Genomic DNA, 14,308 nt, shown 5'->3' on the forward strand with positions numbered 1-14,308 from the left:
GCGCTCACCCGCCGCATTCCGGCCGTTCCCCGCCGGGTGTGTGACCGGCGGGGAACGGCCGCGCGGTCAGTCGACCTCGGCCACGGCCTGGGCGAACTGCGCGGAGTACAGCCGGGCGTAGGCGCCGTCGGCGGCCAGCAGCTCGTCGTGGGTGCCCTGTTCGACGATCGACCCGGACTCCATCACGAGGATGACGTCGGCGTCGCGGATCGTGGACAGCCGGTGCGCGATGACGAAGCTGGTCCGGCCGTGGCTCAGCTTGGCCATCGCGCGCTGGATGAGGACCTCGGTGCGGGTGTCGACGGAACTGGTCGCCTCGTCGAGGACGAGGATCACCGGGTCGGACAGGAACGCCCGGGCGATGGTGATGAGTTGCTTCTCGCCGGCGCTGACCCCGGTGCCCTCGTCGTCGATGACCGTGTCGTAGCCGTCGGGCAGGGTGCGGATGAAGCGGTCGGCGTGTGCGGCCCTGGCCGCCGCCTCGATCTGCTCGCGGCCGGCGCCCTCGTGCCCGTATCCGATGTTCTCCGCGATGGTCCCGCCGAACAGCCAGGTGTCCTGGAGCACCATGCCGATCGCGGCGCGCAGCTCCTGCCGGGACATCGCGGCGATGTCCGTGCCGTCCAGCGTGATCCGGCCGGCGGAGACCTCGTAGAACCGCATCAGCAGGTTCACCAGCGTGGTCTTGCCCGCGCCGGTCGGCCCGACGATCGCGACGGTGTGCCCGGGCTCCACCTTCAGTGACAGGCCGTCGATCAGGGGCTGGTCCGGCAGGTAGCGGAAGCCGACGTTCTCCAGCGAGACCCGGCCGCGCAGCTCCAGCGGGCGGGCCGGCGCCTGCGGCTCGCCGGACTGCTCGTCGGCGTCGAGGAGTTCGAAGACCCGCTCGGCCGAGGCCACCCCGGACTGGATCAGGTTCGACATGCTGGCGACCTGCGTGAGCGGCTGGCTGAACTGCCGCGAGTACTGGATGAACGCCTGCACGTCGCCGATGGACAGCGAGCCCGACGCGACCCGCAGCCCGCCGATCACGGCCACCAGCACGTAGTTGAGGTTGCCGATGAACATCATCAGCGGCTGGATCATGCCGGAGATGAACTGCGCCCGGAAACCGGACCGGAACAGCGCGTCGTTCTGCTCCTCGAAGAGCGCCTCGGACTCCTTCGCCCGGCCGAAGACCTTCACCAGGGAGTGCCCGGTGTACATCTCCTCGATGTGCGCGTTCAGCTGGCCGGTGGTCTTCCACTGCTGCACGAACTGCGGCTGCGCCCGCTTGCCGACCCGGGTGGCGACCAGCAGCGTCACCGGCACGGTGACGAGCGCGACCAGCGCCAGCAGCCAGGAGATCCAGAACATCATCGCCAGCACGCCGACGATGGTCAGCAGCGAGTTCACCAGCTGGCCCATGGTCTGCTGCATCGTCTGGCCGATGTTGTCGATGTCGTTCGTGGCGCGGCTGAGCACCTCGCCGCGGGGCTGCTGGTCGAAGTACGACAGCGGCAGCCGGGACAGCTTGTCCTCTATGTCCTTGCGCAGCCGGTACACCGCGCGGTTGATCACCTTCGTCGCGGTGCGCATCTGCAGCACGCTGAGCACCGCCGCGCCCAGGTACACGCACAGCGCGAGCAGCAGGATGTTCCTGATCGCGTCGAAGTCCATGCCCTGGCCGGGGGTGAAGTCGATCCCCGACAGCAGGTCGGCGACCTTGCTGTTGCCGTGCGCGCGCAGTTCCGCCAGCGCCTGCTGCTTGGTCCCGCCGTGCACCTGCTTGCCGATCACGCCGGCGAAGATCAGGTCGGTGGCGTGGCCGAGGATGCGCGGGCCGGTCACGGTCAGCGCGACGCTCGCGGTGCCGAGCGTCAGCACGAGGTACATCCACAGCCGGTCCGGGCGCATCAGCCCGATCAGCCGCTTCAGTGAGCCCTTGAAGTCCATGGACCGCTCGATCGGCCCGCCGCCCATGAAGCGGCCGGGGCCGGGCATCGGTGCGGGTCCACGCCGGGGCGCCGCCTTCTTCAGCGGGTCCGCGCCCGCGCCGGCCCCGCTCATGCCGCCGCCTCCTGCTCGGTGAGCTGCGACAACACGATCTCCCGGTACGTCTCGTTGTCCTGCATGAGTTCGCTGTGCGTGCCGGTGCCGACCACCCGGCCCTCGTCGAGGACGATGATGCGGTCCGCGTCGCGGATGGTGGACACCCGCTGGGCGACGATCACCACGGTGGCCTCGGCGGTCTCGGCGGCCAGCGCCCGGCGCAGCGCCGCGTCGGTGGCGTAGTCCAGCGCGGAGAAGGAGTCGTCGAAGAGGTAGATCTCCGGGCGCCGCACCAGGCAGCGGGCGATCGCCAGCCGCTGCCGTTGGCCGCCGGAGACGTTGCCGCCGCCCTGGGCGATCGGCGCGTCCAGGCCGCCCTCCAGCTTCCGGACGAAGTCCTCGGCCTGGGCGACCCGCAGCGCGTGCCACAACTCGTCGTCGGTGGCGTCCGGTCGGCCGTAGCGCAGGTTCGTCGCGACGGTGCCGGAGAAGAGGTACGGCTTCTGCGGCACCAGGCCGACGGTCTCGGCGAGCAGGGCCGGATCGACCTCGGAGACGTCCTCCCCGTCGACCAGCACGCGGCCGGCGGTCGGGTCGTACAGCCGCGGGATCAGGCCGAGCAGGGTGGACTTGCCGCTGCCGGTGGAGCCGATCACCGCGGTGGTCTGGCCGGGCCGGGCCTCCAGGTCGACGCCGCGCAGCACGGCCGCCTCGGCGCCCGGGTAGGCGAAGGAGGCGCCGCGCAGCTCCAGGTGGCCGTGCCGGCGCAGGGCGGTGACCGGCGCGGTCGGGGGCACCACACTGGAGTCGGTGCCGAGCACCTCCTCGATCCGCTCGGCGCACACCTCGGCGCGCGGGATCATCATGAACATGAAGGTGGCCATCATCACCGACATGAGGATCTGCATCAGGTAGCTGAGGAACGCGGTCAGCGCGCCGACCTGCATCCCGCCGCTGGCGATCCGGTGCGCGCCGAACCACAGCACCGCCACGCTGGAGACGTTCACGATCGCCATCACGGTCGGGAACATCAGGGCCATCAGCCGGCCGGTGGACAGCGACACCGCGGTCAGCTCGTCGTTGGCGGAGCCGAAGCGGCGCTGCTCGTAGTCGTCCTTGACGAAGGCGCGGATCACGCGGATGCCGGTGATCTGCTCGCGCAGCACCCGGTTGACCACGTCGACGCGCTTCTGCATGGTGCGGAACAGCGGGCGCATCCGGCGGACGATCAGGCTGACCGCGACGCCGAGCACCGGCACCACCACGAGCAGCAGCGACGACAGCGGCACGTCCTGGCCGAGCGCCATGATGATGCCGCCGACGCACATGATGGGCGCGGTCACCACCAGGGTGAAGCTCATCAGCACCAGCATCTGGACCTGCTGGACGTCGTTGGTGGTGCGGGTGATCAGCGAGGGCGCCCCGAAGTGGCCCACCTCGCGGGCGGAGAAGCTCTGCACCTGGGTGAAGACGGACCGGCGGATGTCGCGACCGACGGCCATCGCGGTGCGCGCGCCGTAGAAGACGGCGCCGATCGCGCACGTCATCTGCACGACGGTCACGCCGAGCATGACCCCGCCGAGCCCGACGATGTATCCGGTGTCGCCCTTGACCACGCCGTTGTCGATGATGTCGGCGTTGAGGGTGGGCAGGTACAGCGCACCTATCGTCGACAGCAGCTGGAGCAGCACCAGCAACGCGATGGGGCGTTTGTACGGTCCCAGGTGGGACCGAAGGAGTCGGATCAGCACACTGGTTACCTCGGACCTCGGTGAGATGGCTCTGCCGGCAGGGGGGTGGCTTGGACGTCTGCTCATAGTGACGCCGGGACGGTGCGGCGGGGTTGAGCCGGGAACGCCGGCAGCGTTTCGCGGCGCGCCACACTACCTTCCGGCATGCCGGTGGCGCACCGGAATAAGGGTGGTGCACAGGTGCGCGGAATTCACCGGAGGGGCTGCCGCCCGGGCGGGCGGCAGCGCGTCGGGCGAAGCGTGCGCGAGGCCCGGACGAACTCCGTGTGCGGCCGGGACGACCGCGGCGCGGGGCCCGGACTACCGCAGCGGGTCGAAGGCGCCCGGGTGGGTGTGCTCGCGTACGGACGTGTACTGCTGGCGGACCGCGGTGCCCACCGCCGCGTCGTCGCCGGGTTCGAAGAGCCGGGCACCCTCAAGTGCCCATTGCGGCGGCTCCCCTTGGGTCTGCGACCCGAGCACCGCGCCGAGCGACCACGCGGCCTGCCGGGCGGCGCCCAGCGCGGCGTACTCGCCGGCCTGCGGCACCACCACCTGCGCGCCGAACAGCGGCGGCGCGATCTGCTGGACGGCGGGCAGCTCCGCGGCCGCACCCAGCAGGAACACCCGGCGGACCTCGACGCCCTTGTTCCGCAGCACCTCCAGCGCGTCGCAGAGCGCGCACAGCATCCCCTCGAACGCCGCCCGCGCCAGGTGTTCCGGCTTCATGGAGTCGCGCCGGAGCCCGCTGAGGGTGCCGGCGGTGTGCGGCAGGTCGGGGGTGCGCTCGCCCTCCAGGTAGGGCAGCAGCACCAGCCCGTACGCGCCCGGCGTCGAGCGCAGCGCCAGCTCGGACAGGCCCGCGAGGTCGGTGCCGAGCAGGTCGGCCGCGCCGCGCAGGGTGCGGACGGCGTTGCGGACCTGGAGCAGCGGAAGGTGCCGGCCGGTCGCGTCGGCGTACGAGGTGAGGGTGCCGGTCGGGTCCTTCAGGGCCTCGTGGTGCACGGCGAAGACGGTGCCGGCCGCGCCCAGGGAGACCACCGCGTCGCCCGGTGCCAGGCCCAGACCGAGCGCGGCGGCCATGGTGTCGCCGGTGCCGGCCGAGATCAGCAGGCCCTCGGGCGTCTGGCCGGCGGGTTCGGCGGGGGCGAGCACGTCGGGAAGCCGCACGCTGTGACCGAGAGCACGTTCCACCAGGTCGGTGCGGTACTCGCCGGTGGCCGCCGACCAGTAGCCGGTGCCCGACACGTCGCCGCGGTCGGTGGTCCGCCGCGAGGGGCGGCCGAGCAGCTGCCACACCAGCCAGTCGTGCGGGAGCATCACCTCGGCGACGCGCTGGGCCGCGGCCGGCTCGTGCTGGGCCAGCCAGCGCAGCTTCGCCACCGGATGGGACGCCTGCGGCACCGCGCCGACCGCCTCGGCCCAGCCCGCCGGGCCGCCCAGCTCCTCCACCAGCTCCGCGGCCTGCACCTGGGCGCGCTTGTCGCCGCGCAGCAGCGGCGGGCGCACCATCACCCCGCCGGCGTCCAGCGGCAGCAGGCCGTGCTGCTGGCCCGCGATACCGATCGCCTGCACGCCCTCCAGCACCCCGCCGGTCGCGGCCTCGCCCAGCGAGAGCAGCCACGTCTCCGGGTCGACCTCGGTGGGCTTGTCCCCGTCCTCCAAGGGGTGCGGGGCATGGCCCTGCCGCAACACGGCTCCGGTGTCCGTGTCGCACACGACGATCGTGGTGCCCGTGCTCGAGCTGTCTATGCCCGCGACTTTCCCCATGCCGCCGATGATGCCGTACGGGCGGGCCCGGTGCGCCCCACCCCGGCGATCACGACCCCCTACGGAGGAGGTGCGGCGGGGAGGGGGAGGCGCGGGCGGCGCGAGAGGCGTACGGGACGGGAGGGACTAGCGTGATGATCAGGTGTTCGAGGGTCCCCAGTCGCTGTCGGGGGTGTTCCCGTTGCGCCCGGACCGCATCTTTCCGGCGAGCGCGTCGGGCATCTTGTCCCCGACCTTGGACGTCACGGTGTCCTTCGCCTTGCCCGCGGCGCTGCGTCCCTGCTGCACCGCGGATTCCGCGGTGTTCCGCACCGCCGGGTTCTGCGCGACCTTCCTGGCGGTGGCGGCGATCTGCTCGTACCGCTCCCGCCCGGCGCGGGCGCCGAGTACGAAGCCGACCAGGGCCCCGGTGATGAACGTCAGCCGGTAGCGCATGGCTCCACCCTTCCTTACTCCGGTTCTGCCGGACAGTTGCGCGCCTACCCTGTGTCGCCAGGGGCAACCCCCTGCAAGCGGTTGGCGGAGCACCCCCCTGCTTGCGCTAATGTATGTGTCGCACCGAGTGCGCGCCTTTCGGGAGGACCCCGGCAGGTGCATTCGGTGCACGCGGAGCGATCCCCTGTAGCTCAATTGGCAGAGCAGCCGGCTGTTAACCGGCAGGTTACTGGTTCGAGTCCAGTCGGGGGAGCTGATCCCCTGTAGCTCAATTGGCAGAGCAGCCGGCTGTTAACCGGCAGGTTACTGGTTCGAGTCCAGTCGGGGGAGCGCAGGATCAGGGCCCTCCGGGGTCCTTTTTCGTCTCCCGGATCCCGCCGTGTCCCCGCTCCGACGTCGCCTCGTCCACCTGACGATGCGTCTGTACACCCGCGAGGGCGACAGATCGTATGAGCGGCTATGCTGCGGCAGACGGCGCGCACGGCACGCCGTACGGGGCGGTAGCTCAGCCGGTTAGAGCAGCGGACTCATAATCCGTCGGTCGTGGGTTCGAGTCCCACCCGCCCCACCGTGCCTTCCAGGGGCGAGTATGGGGCCCCCGCCCGGCGCGGCAGCCGCGTCGCGCCGCAGAGGTCGTCCTCATGGCGCAGCGAGAGGGCCCATCGGGGTCCCATGACGCGCAGCGGCCTCCCCGGAGTCCCGAGCGCCCCCGTGGCATACGTCGCCCGCCCCGATCGGCGGAAGCGTTCCCGCACTCGCCCACGCCGATCCCCCCACCCCCGTCCGCCACGCCGCCCCGGCACCCCGTCTTCACCCGCCCGGCCCCGAGGCGAAGGACTACCAGCCCATGTCCCGGGCGACTTCCTGCCGCGCCGCGTCGATCTCCTCGGCGGTCGACCCGGTCACATCGGAGTCGGCGGCCCACTCCAGACGCGACAGCAGATCGGCCAGGGCCTGTTTCTGGGCCGGGTGGGTGATCGGCACAGAGTCCAGGTCCGTGCTCGTCAGCCAGTCGAACAACACGACGGCGTCCGCACGCCACAGGCGCACCGTCACGGTCGGGAGATCCTCTTCCATGCGCCAATGGTGCCCGGCCGCCAGCGGCCACAGGGAGCCCGGCTCTGACGGCGAAGGCGTCCTGCGCCGGGGTCCCGCAGTGGCCGCGAACGCGGATGCGGCTGGGCCTCGTCCGGGGCAACGGGGCCGCCGTCCCGACCTTCCGCGCCCCCTCTCCCCCTCTCCGGCTCAGCGGTTGTGCGGCGCGGCGCCGTAGAGGCGGAGGGTGGCGCGGGTGAGGGCGGCGTGGGCCTCGGGGGGTGTCATCGTGCCCGCGGCGACCTGTTCGGCGGCCGCGTGGCCGAGAGCGACGGTGGCGGCGAGCAGCCAGGTCGGGGAGGCGTCGGCGTCGAAGTCGCCCGCCTCCTGCCCGCGGCGGACGAGGCGGAGCAGGCGTTCCAGGACGGGTGCGTGCCGGGCCTCGTCCTCCTCGGGCGAGGGGGCCGCGTCCCGGCGGCCCAGGGGGAGGGAGAGGAGCTCGAAGGACTGCCAACTGGCGTCCAGGAAGCGGAGGAGCGCCTCAGGGGCGCTGCCCCGGTCGAGTTCCGCGGCGTCGAGGGCCGTGAGCGCGCTCTCGGTGGCGCGCTCGAGGACGGCGCCGAGCAGGATCTCGCGGGAGGAGTAGTGCGCGTAGACGGTCTGCCGGGTCACCCCGGCGGCCTCGGCGATGTCGTCCATGCTCGCCTCCGCGCGCTCGCCGAGGAGGCGGATCGCGGCGTCCAGGATGGCGGCGCTGCTGCGTTCGGCGTCGGCGCGCCGTCGGCGGCGCGGGGGCGACGCCGGCTTGATCTCAGACATGGTTGTCAACTTTACCCGTCGCTGTTAACTTTGACATCGACGTAAGAATTAGTTCGGGGTGCGGGGCGGGGCACGCGCTCGTGCCTGCCGGAGCGCCCGCGGGAGGGGTGTCATGCAGAAGGCTGCGAACGCGCACCAGGCCGAGGCGTGGAACGGCTACGAAGGCCACCACTGGGCCGACAACCGCACCCGGTACGACGAGGTGAACGAGGCGATGAACGCGCCCCTGTTCGAGGCCGCCGCCATCGGCGGGGCCGACTGGGTGCTCGACGTCGGGTGCGGCACCGGCCGGACCACGCGGCTGGCAGCCCGCCGGGCCGTCCACGGCGAGGCGGTCGGGATCGACCTGTCCGCGCCGATGGTGGCGCGGGCGCGGATGGCGGCTCTGGAGCAGGGGGTCGACAACGTGACGCACCTGGAGGGCGACGCGCAGGTGCATCCCTTCGCGCCGGGCGGGTTCGACGTCGCGATCAGCCGTGGCGGGATCATGTACTTCGAGGACCCCGTCGCCGCCTTCGGCAACATCGCCCGCGCCCTGAGCCCGGGCGGGCGGCTGGCGTTCGTGACGCCGAGGAACCTGGGGCCCGAGGACGACTTCGTCCGCGCGCTGGCCCCGCTCTGGGAGTTGATGCGGCGGCACGCCCCGGCGACGGACGGCGGGACGGAAACCGCGGCGGACGCCGCGGCGGGGGAGAAGGCGCCGGGCCCCGACTCGCTCGCCGACCCCCGGCTGATCGAGCGGTTGCTCGGCCGGGCGGGCTTCGCCGGCATCTCCACCACGCCGCTCACCGTGCCCATGGTGCTCGGCCACGACCCCGCGCAGGCAACGGAGTTCGTCCTCGCCATGGGCCCGATGCACTACAACCTGCGCGCCGCCCCACGTGACGACGTCGACCGGGTCCGCACGCAAGTGGCGGAGAACCTGGGCGAGTTCGAGGACTCCGGGCGGGTGACGCTGCGCGCGCCCCTGTGGACCGTCGGCGCGGTCCGCTCCGCGCCCGCCGCATGACCCGGCCCGCGCTGCGTGACCCGCCCCCGCCGCGTGACCCGTACCTGCACGTGCACCCCCGCCCGTGAACGTCAGCGCACCCCCTCCACCGCTCCCGGCCGGGCCGGGTGGCACGACGTCTGGAGCAGGCCATGTCCCGCCGCACCCTCTCCGCTCGGCAGCGCGCACGCAACCGCGTCGTCATCCTCCTCAACCGGCTCGGGCTCCCCGTCGGTCCCATGCACCTGCTGACCGTGCCCGGCCGCACCACCGGCCTGCCCCGCACCACTCCGGTGGCTCCGGTGGTCGTCGACGGCGTGCACTACCTCGTGCAGGCCTATCCCGGGTCCGACTGGGTCAGGAACGCCCGCGCGGCAGGTCACGGCGTCCTCACCCGCGGCCGCCGTCGCCGGGAGGTCGACCTGGTCGAGGTGCCCGCAGCGCAACGCGGGCCGATCCTGCGGGAGTTCCCCGGTCAGAACCCCCGCGGCGTCGGCGCGTTCCTCCGCAACGGCCTGGTCGCGTCCGGCACCCCGGAGGGCTTCGCCGCCGCCGCGCCGCGCTGCTCCGTCTTCCGTGCCTCGACCCGAACCGAAGCATGATGAAAGGGTGAAAAGGCGGGCACCGACTCCCCTGAGAGAAGGGGCTGTTGGGGCGGGAAGGAGCCGCCGGTGAGGGGGGGCGGCCGTGCCGTGGGGAGCGCTCGTTCGGCGACCGGGCGGACATGATGGGTCGTCAGGCGTAGAATGCCGGGTATGGAGGCCGAAGGGGGAGTCGGCGGCGGGAACTCCTTGGCGGCGCCCACATGGGCGGTGCGTATCCGGCGGGGCGACGGGACGATCGCGGGAGCCGGGGTGCTGGTCGACCCGGAGTGGGTGCTGACGCACGCGGGTGCCGTCGTCGAAGGGGAGTACGTCACGGCGGAGTTCGTCGGGACCGGTTGCGCGTCGCAGCGCGCGGTCGCCGACCAGGTCTGCGCGCCCGACGCGGGCGGCGTGGCGCTGTTACGGCTGGACAGGTCCGGGCCCGCGGGCGCCGCGAGCACGCTGCGCCGGCTGTCGGTCCCGCACCGTAGCGTGCGGATGTACGGCTTCCCGGCCGTGGACGGACCCGGCGACTGGCTGGCCGCGGGCACCGAACGGGTGGCGGGCAGCCCGGACGGGCGGGTCCGGCTCGCCGTGGCCGAACCGGCCTCCGCGGGGTTCCACGGCGCGGGGGTGACCGACGCGACCACCGGCGAACTGGTCGGAGTGGCGCTGCCCGCGGACCCGGGCACGAACCCCGACAGGGACGGCGACCACGCCGGCCCGTACATGAGCCCCGCCGAGACCGTCGCGCACCACCTGTCGCGAGCCGCCGGCTGGACCCGCGGCTGGGCGGCCGTCGACGAGCGGCTGCGGGTGGCCCGCGAGGGCGAACCGGCCGTCTTCCACCCGGACTTCGCGCGCCGCCTGGCGGACTGGCTCCGCGGCGACCGCCCCCGCAGCGCCGTCCCCCCGCCGCGTCCCGCGGCGCCCTCGGCCCCCGCCGGCGGTCCGGCCGTCCCGGCGGCTCCTCCGTCCCCGGCCGGTCCGGTACGGTCCCCACGCCCCGGCCGCGACGGCCGCCAGGTCAAGATCAGCCAGGTCCGCGACGACGACTCCGTGCGGGCGGCCACCCTGCGCCGCGCCCTCCTCCTCGCCGACCGCGAACTGCGCGGGCCGGTCCGCGTCAGCCCGCAGACCGACCCGCCGCCCGGCGGGCTGGACCTCGCCGTGGACGCCACCGGCCGCCACACCCTGTGGATCGCCGACCGGGTCGCCGACCGGCTGGGCGTGCTCCCCGAGGGACCCGAGGCCATCGACGGCGGCGGCCCCGACCTGCCGGTGCGGCGCATCCTCGCGGCCCCCGCGACGCTCACCCTCGTCGTGGTGGGGGTCGACCAGGCCGCGGACCCCGACAGCCTCCTGGACCTGCTCGCGCTGCTGCGCACCCGGGGCGACCGCATGCTGCTGGTCTTCCGCCACGACGGGGCCCACTACGCCCGCGCGCAGAGCCAGTTGGTGATCGAGCCGAGCCAGCAGCGGCAGGCGCTGCTGGTGGGCAGGCTGAACGCCGTCACCGGTGCGCTCGCCACGGCCCTGCACGAGGCGATGGCCGAGGTGGCCGCGGACTGCGACCGGGCGCTGGAGGCGCTGGTCAAGGCGCACGCGGTACGCACCACCGTGGCGGGTACGGCGGGTGTGGTCGCCGGGCTCGGCCAGGACCCCGACCTGGGCCGGTTCGAGCGGGTGGCCGACCGGGCGGAGCGGCGGATCAAGGAGGCGGTCGACCGGCTGGGCCCGTTGATCGAGCGGCGGGACGAGCTGATCGGCCGGCTCGACTCCTACCAGGTGCTCCACCAGGAGGCCCTGGACAGCGAGGACCTGGCCGCGGAGGACCTCTACCTGGCCGCGTACGACCTGCTGCACGCGCGGCCGTGCGACCTGGAGGCCGCGGAGATCGCGATGCGCGCCTACGCCGACTTCATCGAACGCTGGAGCAGCCGGCATCCGCCGGGGGACGAAAGCAAGGACGGGACCCCGAGGCCCTCCACGGATCCGGGTGAGGTCCCGGCCCAGCGGCAGGACCAGGACCCGGCTTCCGCCCGACACCCGGACGAGGAGACGGAGTCCGGCAAGGAGCCGGAGCCGGACCACGCGGCCGGCCCGAAGTGGGACCACGCGGCCAGTCCCGACCCGGACCGCGCGTCCGGTCCGGACCCGAACCACGTGTCCGGGGCCAGCCCTGACCACGCATCCGACCCTGACCACGCGTCCGGTCCGGACCAGGAGGGAGACGCGATCCAGCCATGACACCCGTCCGCTGCCCGCGCCCCGGCTGCCAGGGCACCCTCACCTCCACCGGCTTCTGCGACACCTGCCTGCGCAGACCGCCCGAGGGCTCCGGGGCGGCCGCGACCGCGCCCCCGCCGGTGCCCGCCCCCGCCCCGCCCACCGCCCCCGGGGCCGGCATCCCCGGTCAGCGCCCCGGCACGGACCGGGCCGAAGACGGCCCCGGCGGTTCCAGCGCCCCCGGCAACGCCGGAGACTCCGCCAACTCCCCTGACCCCGACGGCGACAGCCGCCCGAGCCGCAGCCGCCGCGACGGAACCCGCTCCCGCGCCCGCGGTCGCGACCAGCGCACCGTCCCCCGCCCGGCCGAGCCCGGCACCCCCCACTCGACGCAGGACATGCAGCTCCCGGACCTCGCCCCGGACCCCGCGGCCCCGAACCTCGGCACGCTCGACAGCGACGGCCTGGTCCCGCTCCCCGACGTCCCCGCGCCCCCGCTCTCCAGCATCGCCCGGGTCCCCGCCCCGCCACCCGCCGGCGGCCGGCCCTGCGGCGTTCCGCAGTGCCCCGGCACCATCGGCCTGTCCTACGGCGGCGGCCCGCCGCCCGACCACGGCTTCTGCCCGGAATGCGGCACGCCGTTCTCCTTCCGTCCCCAACTGCGCGTCGGGGACGAGATCGGCGAGGCCAGCACGCAGACCTACCGCGTGCTCGGCTACCTCTCGCCGGGCGGCACCAGCTGGGTGTACCTCGCCGAGGACACCGAGTTGCGGGACCAGCGGGTGGTGCTCAAGGCCCAGATCAACAACCGTGACGCGATCGCCCGGCTGCGCGCCGTCGAGGAGATGCGGTCGCTCGCCTCGCTGCACCACCGCGACGTGGTGAGCGTCATCTCCTCCCGCAAACACCTCGCCCCGGGTGAGGACGAGTCGACCGACTACATCGTGATGGAGTACATCGCCGGCCGCCCGCTGAACCTGCTGATGCGGGAGGGCGCCGAGGAGCTGGAGGAGCTGTTCGGCGAGCCGTTCGCGCTCGACCACGTGGTGACGTACGGCTGCAAGATCCTCGGCGCCCTGGAGTACCTCCACGACCAGGGGCTGCTCTACTGCGACATGAAGCCCGCGAACGTCATCCACTACGGCCGGCAGATCAAGCTGATCGACCTCGGTGCGGTCCGCCGCATGGACGACCGCACCACCCGGCTGTCGTACACCCGCGGATTCGCCCCACCGGCCTCCGAGTTGAGCAGGCGCGGGTTCCACGTCGACAGCGACCTGTTCACGGTCGGCCGCACCCTGAGCGAGCTGTACGGGAAGGCGGTGCCGGCCGCCGGGCTCGCCAAGCGCTCCTTCGAGCGGCTGATCGCCCGTGCCACGCACGCCGATCCGGCCGCCCGCTTCACCTCGGCGGCGCAGATGTCCCGGCAGCTGTGGGAGGTGCTGCGCGAGCATCGCGCGCTGAGCCGGCAGCAGCGGCACCCGGAGCGCTCCACCCGGTTCGAGCCGACCGCGGTGCTCTTCGGCGCGGTCCTCGGCGAGCCCCCGGACACCGGGTACTGGACCGGGCGGCCCGAGCACACCATCGGGGACGCGCCGCAGTTGGGGTTCGAGGCGCCCGGCCCGCAGGAGGTGGCCCGCGCGCTGCCGGTGCCGATCCCCGACCCGGAGGACCGGGCCGTGGTCTTCCTGGGCCGGCTGGGCGCGGCGGTGCCCGAGCGGGTGGCGGACCGGGTACGCACCGATCCGCCGCTGCGGACCGTCGAGGTCGCGCTGTGGCTGTGCCGGGGATTCCTGCGGCGCGGCGACGAGTCGGCGGCCACCCAGGCCGCGGTGTGGCTGGCCGAGGCGGAGCAGCTGATGGGGCGGGACGTCGCCGACTACGACTGGCGACTGGCATGGCACCGCGGCCTGTTGAAGCTGATGGCCGGCGATGTGCGCTCCGCCCAGGGGTACTTCGAAGCGGTCTACGACATCGTCCCCGGGGAGTGGGCGCCCAAGCTCGCGCTCGGCTACTGCGCCGAGTGGCTGCACGACCCGGAGAAGGACGTCCGCGACTACTACCAAGCGGTCTGGGAGCGGGACCGCGCCCAGGGCAGCGCCGCCTTCGGCCTGGTCCGCGGCCTGCTGCGGGACGGCCACCGCACGGAGGCCGTCCGGGTCCTGGACCAGGTCCCCTCCACCTCGCGGCACTACGACACGGCGCGGACGGCGGCGATACGCGTGCTCGCCGGGCGGCTGCCGGGTGCCGACCCCGCCGCGGCCGATCTGCGCGACGCCACCGTGCGCGTGGCCGACCGCCCTCCCGGAGGCGCCAGGGACCGTCTGGTCGCGGAGATACGGGAGCACGAGTACTCCCGCCGCCGTGCGGCCGCACCGCCGTCCGGGGCGGCGAGAGCGCCCGGCCGTGCCCGCGGCCCCGTGACGAGGCTGCGGAACCGGCTCGTCGAGCTGCTGCGTCTCGGCGCGCGCCGGCCGGTACCCCGGCCGCACCGGGCCTGGCTGGAACGGCCGTTCCCGCCGCTGCCGCCCGGCGAACTCTTCGACGGTGCCTCGACCGGGGGCCGGCTGGCGGCGCTGCTGCACGAGTCGCTGCACGACCTGGCCGACCAGGGCCAGGACACGGTGGAGCGCGGCGACCTGCTGGACCGGGCCTACGCGATCCGGCCGGAGAGCAGTTTCTGAGGG

The 14,308-nt window shown here is 73.6% G+C and carries 10 protein-coding genes and 3 tRNA genes; 7 read left to right on the forward strand and 6 right to left on the reverse strand.

Annotated elements, in window-relative coordinates; all coding sequences use genetic code 11:
• Positions 1 to 66: 66 nt before the first annotated feature.
• The 4 genes from C4U44_RS00285 to C4U44_RS00300 all read right to left on the reverse strand — a co-directional run bounded on the left by C4U44_RS00285 (position 67) and on the right by C4U44_RS00300 (position 5,966).
• Positions 67 to 1,983: an ABC transporter ATP-binding protein gene (locus C4U44_RS00285; protein ID WP_103884122.1), complete on the reverse strand. Its 1,917-nt coding sequence runs from the start codon at positions 1,981 to 1,983 to the stop codon at positions 67 to 69.
• 62 nt (positions 1,984 to 2,045) lie between these two features.
• Positions 2,046 to 3,782 carry an ABC transporter ATP-binding protein gene (locus tag C4U44_RS00290; RefSeq protein WP_103883507.1) on the reverse strand — a complete coding sequence of 579 codons (1,737 nt, stop codon included), beginning with the start codon at positions 3,780 to 3,782 and terminating at the stop codon, positions 2,046 to 2,048.
• 300 nt (positions 3,783 to 4,082) lie between these two features.
• The gene (locus C4U44_RS00295; protein ID WP_103883508.1) at positions 4,083 to 5,531 is read right to left on the reverse strand and encodes an FGGY family carbohydrate kinase; all 1,449 of its coding nucleotides are present in this window, start codon (positions 5,529 to 5,531) and stop codon (positions 4,083 to 4,085) included.
• 138 nt (positions 5,532 to 5,669) lie between these two features.
• Positions 5,670 to 5,966: a YtxH domain-containing protein gene (locus C4U44_RS00300; protein ID WP_103883509.1), complete on the reverse strand. Its 297-nt coding sequence runs from the start codon at positions 5,964 to 5,966 to the stop codon at positions 5,670 to 5,672.
• Positions 5,967 to 6,146: 180 nt separating this feature from the next.
• Here C4U44_RS00300 and C4U44_RS00305 point away from each other — a divergent pair.
• From C4U44_RS00305 to C4U44_RS00315, 3 genes are all read left to right on the forward strand, one after another.
• Positions 6,147 to 6,219 (forward strand) — tRNA-Asn (locus C4U44_RS00305).
• Positions 6,220 to 6,223: 4 nt separating this feature from the next.
• Positions 6,224 to 6,296, forward strand: a tRNA-Asn gene (locus C4U44_RS00310).
• A 164-nt stretch (positions 6,297 to 6,460) separates the two neighbouring features.
• A tRNA-Ile gene (locus C4U44_RS00315) sits at positions 6,461 to 6,534 on the forward strand.
• A 269-nt stretch (positions 6,535 to 6,803) separates the two neighbouring features.
• On the opposite strand, the gene C4U44_RS00320 is transcribed toward C4U44_RS00315, so the two are convergent.
• Complete coding sequence (locus C4U44_RS00320; protein WP_103883510.1) at positions 6,804 to 7,043, reverse strand: hypothetical protein; 240 nt, start codon at positions 7,041 to 7,043, stop codon at positions 6,804 to 6,806.
• A gap of 168 nt (positions 7,044 to 7,211) precedes the next feature.
• Complete coding sequence (locus C4U44_RS00325; protein ID WP_103883511.1) at positions 7,212 to 7,820, reverse strand: TetR/AcrR family transcriptional regulator; 609 nt, start codon at positions 7,818 to 7,820, stop codon at positions 7,212 to 7,214.
• A gap of 112 nt (positions 7,821 to 7,932) precedes the next feature.
• Between C4U44_RS00325 and C4U44_RS00330 the strand changes: the two genes are divergently transcribed.
• From C4U44_RS00330 to C4U44_RS00345, 4 genes are all read left to right on the forward strand, one after another.
• Positions 7,933 to 8,829, forward strand: coding sequence for a class I SAM-dependent methyltransferase (locus tag C4U44_RS00330; RefSeq protein WP_103883512.1), 897 nt, complete (start codon positions 7,933 to 7,935; stop codon positions 8,827 to 8,829).
• Between the two features lie 131 nt (positions 8,830 to 8,960).
• A complete protein-coding gene (locus C4U44_RS00335; protein ID WP_103883513.1) occupies positions 8,961 to 9,410 on the forward strand; it encodes a nitroreductase family deazaflavin-dependent oxidoreductase in 450 nt (149 codons plus the stop codon).
• 153 nt (positions 9,411 to 9,563) lie between these two features.
• Positions 9,564 to 11,642 carry a serine protease gene (locus tag C4U44_RS00340; RefSeq protein ID WP_146088171.1) on the forward strand — a complete coding sequence of 693 codons (2,079 nt, stop codon included), beginning with the start codon at positions 9,564 to 9,566 and terminating at the stop codon, positions 11,640 to 11,642.
• Positions 11,639 to 14,305, forward strand: a complete 2,667-nt coding sequence (locus tag C4U44_RS00345; protein ID WP_103883515.1) for a serine/threonine-protein kinase — start codon at positions 11,639 to 11,641, stop codon at positions 14,303 to 14,305. Before C4U44_RS00340 ends, C4U44_RS00345 begins: the two co-directional genes overlap by 4 nt.
• The last annotated feature ends 3 nt before the right edge of the window (positions 14,306 to 14,308 follow it).

It is taken from the genome of Actinacidiphila yanglinensis (genome assembly GCF_900107965.1).
In the GTDB taxonomy this organism is placed as follows: domain Bacteria; phylum Actinomycetota; class Actinomycetes; order Streptomycetales; family Streptomycetaceae; genus Actinacidiphila; species Actinacidiphila yanglinensis.

Bases quoted from the DNA above. Each gene is read 5' to 3' on its own strand.
- C4U44_RS00285 (WP_103884122.1), bottom strand. From the start codon at position 1,983: ATGCCCGGCCCCGGCCGCTTCATGGGCGGCGGGCCGATCGAGCGGTCC.
- C4U44_RS00335 (WP_103883513.1), top strand. From the start codon at position 8,961: ATGTCCCGCCGCACCCTCTCCGCTCGGCAGCGCGCACGCAACCGCGTC.
- C4U44_RS00345 (WP_103883515.1), top strand. From the start codon at position 11,639: ATGACACCCGTCCGCTGCCCGCGCCCCGGCTGCCAGGGCACCCTCACC.
- C4U44_RS00320 (WP_103883510.1), bottom strand. From the start codon at position 7,043: ATGGAAGAGGATCTCCCGACCGTGACGGTGCGCCTGTGGCGTGCGGAC.
- C4U44_RS00325 (WP_103883511.1), bottom strand. From the start codon at position 7,820: ATGTCTGAGATCAAGCCGGCGTCGCCCCCGCGCCGCCGACGGCGCGCC.
- C4U44_RS00300 (WP_103883509.1), bottom strand. From the start codon at position 5,966: ATGCGCTACCGGCTGACGTTCATCACCGGGGCCCTGGTCGGCTTCGTA.
- C4U44_RS00295 (WP_103883508.1), bottom strand. From the start codon at position 5,531: ATGGGGAAAGTCGCGGGCATAGACAGCTCGAGCACGGGCACCACGATC.
- C4U44_RS00330 (WP_103883512.1), top strand. From the start codon at position 7,933: ATGCAGAAGGCTGCGAACGCGCACCAGGCCGAGGCGTGGAACGGCTAC.
- C4U44_RS00340 (WP_146088171.1), top strand. From the start codon at position 9,564: ATGGAGGCCGAAGGGGGAGTCGGCGGCGGGAACTCCTTGGCGGCGCCC.